The organism is Bradyrhizobium sp., assembly GCF_030693485.1.
In the GTDB taxonomy this organism is placed as follows: domain Bacteria; phylum Pseudomonadota; class Alphaproteobacteria; order Rhizobiales; family Xanthobacteraceae; genus Bradyrhizobium.
Window position 1 is genome coordinate 1 of the sequence record NZ_JAUYAN010000289.1, and the last position, 4,182, is coordinate 4,182.

At 63.2% G+C, this 4,182-nt stretch carries 4 protein-coding genes; 1 reads left to right on the forward strand and 3 read right to left on the reverse strand.

Features of this window, described 5'->3' with window-relative positions:
* Positions 1-101: 101 nt before the first annotated feature.
* The 3 genes from Q8N40_RS20900 to Q8N40_RS20910 form a co-directional block, all read right to left on the reverse strand.
* Positions 102-2,117 carry an acetyl/propionyl/methylcrotonyl-CoA carboxylase subunit alpha gene (locus Q8N40_RS20900; RefSeq protein WP_305319652.1) on the reverse strand — a complete coding sequence of 672 codons (2,016 nt, stop codon included), beginning with the start codon at positions 2,115-2,117 and terminating at the stop codon, positions 102-104.
* 122 nt (positions 2,118-2,239) lie between these two features.
* Entirely contained in the window at positions 2,240-2,449 is a 210-nt protein-coding gene (locus Q8N40_RS20905) for a hypothetical protein (RefSeq protein ID WP_305319651.1), read from the reverse strand.
* A 30-nt stretch (positions 2,450-2,479) separates the two neighbouring features.
* Positions 2,480-3,190 carry an HAD family hydrolase gene (locus Q8N40_RS20910; RefSeq protein ID WP_305713146.1) on the reverse strand — a complete coding sequence of 237 codons (711 nt, stop codon included), beginning with the start codon at positions 3,188-3,190 and terminating at the stop codon, positions 2,480-2,482.
* Between the two features lie 147 nt (positions 3,191-3,337).
* On the opposite strand from Q8N40_RS20910, the gene Q8N40_RS20915 reads away from it, so the two are divergent.
* Entirely contained in the window at positions 3,338-4,087 is a 750-nt protein-coding gene (locus Q8N40_RS20915) for a thermonuclease family protein (protein WP_305319650.1), read from the forward strand.
* The last annotated feature ends 95 nt before the right edge of the window (positions 4,088-4,182 follow it).

Sequence of the window (4,182 nt, forward strand, 5' to 3'; positions counted from 1 at the left end):
TTGGCACCTCTGTTTGTCATTCCGGGGCGATGCGCAGCATCGAACCCGGAATCCCAGGATTCCGGGTTCGGCTCTGCGAGCCGCCCCGGAATGACGGAAAATTACGCGAATTCCAGAATCAGCGAGTCGACCGCCAGCGTCGCGCCGGCGGCGGCGTGAATCTTCTTTACGGTGCCGTCGCGCTCGGCGCGCAGCACATTCTGCATCTTCATGGCTTCCACCACCGCCAGGGTTTCGCCTGATTTGACTTCCTGGCCCTCGGTGACCGCGATCGACACCACGAGGCCCGGCATCGGGCACAGCAGCTTCTTGCCGGTATCGGCCTTGACGCCGACCGGCATCAGCCGCGCCGCCTGGGCCTCGCTCTCGGTGAAGACGTTGACCGCGACCTCGAAACCCTGATGCGCGAGGCGAATGCCATTGGGGATCGGCCGCACCTGCATCGCCACCAGATGGCCGTCGATGGTGCCCTGCCAGACCGGATCGCCCGGCGCCCAGGTGGAAACCATATGATGCGGATTGCCCTGTGTGCCGTCGGCGTTGATGAAGCGCACCGCAATGCCATCGGCCTCGCGCAGGATATCGAGCGCGATTTCGTTGCGTTCCAGCCATACCGCGCGGCGGCCCTCGCGCTGCACCGCCCTTCCCGTCAGCTGGCCGGAAATCCGCCGCTTGCGCTCGCCGAGCACGTGGTCGATGGCGGCGCCGACCGCCGCCAGCCGGCGGGCGATCTCGCCTTCAGGCACGCGAACCGCGAACCCCGAGGGAAACTCCTCGGCAATGAACCCGGTGGAAAGATTGCCGCCGCGCCAGCGCGGATGATTCATCAGCGCCGACAGGAACGGGATATTGTGGCGGATGCCGTCAATGTAGAAGGAATCCAGCGCGGTCGACTGCGCCTCGATGGCGGCGGCGCGCGACGGCGCGTGAGTTACCAGCTTGGCGATCATCGGATCGTAGTAGATCGAGATCTCGCCGCCTTCCTGCACGCCGGTGTCGTTTCGCACGGTGATGCCGTCGCGGAAGCTCTCGACCGGCGGACGGTATTTCACCAGCCGCCCGATCGAGGGCAGGAAGTTGCGGAACGGATCTTCCGCATAGACCCGCGACTCCACCGCCCATCCGGTCAACGTGACGTCCTTCTGCGCCAGCGCCAGCTTCTCGCCGGCGGCGACCCGGATCATCTGCTCGACGAGATCGATCCCGGTGACCAGTTCGGTAACGGGATGCTCGACTTGCAGCCGGGTGTTCATCTCCAGGAAGAAGAAGCTCTTGTCCTGGCCGGCGACGAATTCGACCGTGCCGGCGGAATCGTAATTGACCGCCTTTGCCAGTGCCACCGCCTGTTCGCCCATCAGGCGGCGGGTGGTCTCGTCGAGCAGCGGCGACGGCGCTTCCTCGATTACTTTCTGATTGCGGCGCTGGATCGAACATTCGCGCTCGCCGAGATAGATCACGTTGCCGTGCTTGTCGCCCAGCACCTGGATTTCGATGTGGCGGGGATCGACGATGAACTTCTCGATGAAGACGCGGTCGTCGCCGAACGACGATTTGGCTTCGGCCTTGGCAAGCCCAAAGCCTTCGGCGACTTCGGAGGTCGAATGCGCGATCCGCATGCCCTTGCCGCCGCCGCCGGCGGAAGCCTTGATCATGACGGGATAGCCGATCTCGTCGGCGATTTTCACCGCATGCTTTTCGTCTTCGATGACGCCGAGATGGCCGGGCACGGTGGAGACGTTGGCCTTCGCCGCGGCCTTCTTCGATTCGATCTTGTCGCCCATCGCGGCGATCGCGCCCGCGTTGGGTCCGATGAAGACGATCCCGGCCTCGCTAAGCGCGCGCGGAAAGGCCTCACGTTCGGACAGGAACCCGTAGCCGGGATGCACCGCTTCCGCGCCGGACTTGCGGCAGGCCTCGATGATCTTCTCCATCACGAGGTAGCTGTCGGCCGCCGCCGGCGGCCCGATCAGGACGGCATCGTCGGCCATTTCGACGTGCAGCGCGTCGCGGTCGGCTTCGGAATAGACCGCGACCGTCTCGATCCCCATGCGGCGGGCGGTCTTGATGATCCGGCAGGCGATCTCGCCGCGATTGGCAATCAGAATTCGTTTGAACATGGGACCATTTATTACTTGCAACCGAAGGGCGGGGTCCAGCCCTGCGGGCCGGCTGGACGGGGCATGATTTATCAGTTCCGTCGTACAGCAAAACTGAACGGAGGCAACGGTTTATGCGCGCCTCACCCGGAATAGGTATTGAATCTGCCGCGCGTGTAGGCATGGGAGACCGCCTTCATCAGTTCGCCCGCCTCGGCTTCCAGATATTCATTGGCAACGATCAAGGCGCGGATGGTGGATCGCATGTCGCCCCCGCATGCCGCAATCGCCTGATCCACCGCGGTCTCCAGCCCGTTGTCCTCCGCTGCATTGGCTGGTGAAGAGGAGGACATCGGTTGTTCCAATCAAGGGCTTCGATGAAATCAATGTTCTCTTTTTGTTCTATCACAGTCAACCGGTGGAATGGAAGAGCTTCGGCGGTCGGGCCTCCAACAGCCCTGACCGATATGATCGAGCACTCCCCGAGGCGTCGCGCACACGTGATGCGCGCCCGCGTCGCGCAATTCCGCTTCGCTGCCGTAACCGTAGAGCACACCGACGGCGGTCATTCCGTTGTTTCGCGCGCCCAGCATGTCGAAGCTGCGGTCGCCGATCATCATGGCCTGAGACGGGTCGACGCCCATGGACTGCAGGGCATGACCCAAAAGGTCGGTCTTGTCGGAACGCGTGCCGTCCAGTTCAGCACCGAACACGCGTTCGAAATAGCCCCGCAATTTGAAGTGATCGATAATGCGCTCGGCATAAATGTGGGCCTTGCTGGTCGCGACAAACATGCGCCGGCCCGACCTGGCCAGGGTGGACAAAGTGTCCTCGATGCCAGGATAGACCTCGTTCTCGAACAGGCCGATGTCGGCGAACCGCTCCCGATAGAGCAACAGCGCCCTGCCGGCCAGTTCGTCGGTGCCGAGCAGTTTCTTCAGGCTGCCGTGCAGCGGCGGGCCGATGCACCAGGTCAATTCATCTTCCGGCGGAATCGGCCGGTCGAGCTTGCCGAGGGCATATTGGATCGAGCGCGTGATGCCGGGCTTCGGATCGGTCAACGTTCCATCGAGGTCGAAGTATATTGAGGTCATGTCGGCCCTGCCCGTCGAGACGTCTACAGCCATGCAGTAGCATTCCCAACTTTAGCGCCACCCGAGGCTTTCGACGACCTACCCCCTCGATCAATGCCCGGACTTCCCGTAACGTTTGCCGAAATACCGCAAAACCAAACAGAGGCAATGGCCTGGATGCGTTACCTGATCCTGATACTGGCAGTTCTCTGGGCGGGCCCAAGCTGGGCTACCAGCGCGGTCGTCAAGGACGGCGGCAACATTCAGGTGGCCGGCATAACCTACCGTCTCGACAGCATCGATGCGCCCGAGCTCGACCAGATGTGCATCGACGAGCACGCCGACCCATGGGCCTGCGGCGTCGAAGCGCGCGATCAGCTGGTCAAATTGATCCGCGGCCGCGCGGTCCGTTGCGAGGACCTCGGGCTTGCCCCTTACAAGAGCCGGCATATCGGGATTTGCACCGTCGAGGGCGAGAAGGCCACCCTGAACCAGCTCATTGTCCGCCAGGGGTTTGCGTTGAACTTCGAACCCTACGCCAGGGGCCGGTTCAAGGACGACGAGGCCGGCGCCAGGGACCAGAAACTCGGACTCTGGAAAGGCTGCTTTGCCGCGCCTTACGAATTCCGCCGCGGACGCAAGGACGGCGCCCTGCTCGGCGATTCCTGCAGGAGCGACAAGGACCTGCAGATTCGCGCGGTGCTGTTCCCCGAGCATCCGGTGATGCCGCCAGGCTGCAGCATCAAGGGAAAACTGGCCGTGCGCGCCCGGGTCACCGGCAATGTCGGCGTCTATCACCTGCAGGGCTGTCGCAGCTACCCCGGCACGACGGAGCCGGATCGCTGGTTTTGCACCGAGGAAGACGCCCAGGCCGCGGGATTTCGCAAGGCGTATAATTGCCGGGCGAAGGGCAAGTGATGGCTGCGACGCTACAGCCAAATAGCGCGGCGCAACGGGCCGGGATGCGGCGAGAGGCCGTTAGCGAAATGAGTTATCGGGAGTTGAGGCGGCGT

Coding starts and splice junctions, on each gene's coding strand:
- Q8N40_RS20900 (WP_305319652.1), bottom strand. CDS start 2,117: ATGTTCAAACGAATTCTGATTGCCAATCGCGGCGAGATCGCCTGCCGG.
- Q8N40_RS20905 (WP_305319651.1), bottom strand. CDS start 2,449: ATGTCCTCCTCTTCACCAGCCAATGCAGCGGAGGACAACGGGCTGGAG.
- Q8N40_RS20910 (WP_305713146.1), bottom strand. CDS start 3,190: ATGACCTCAATATACTTCGACCTCGATGGAACGTTGACCGATCCGAAG.
- Q8N40_RS20915 (WP_305319650.1), top strand. CDS start 3,338: ATGGCCTGGATGCGTTACCTGATCCTGATACTGGCAGTTCTCTGGGCG.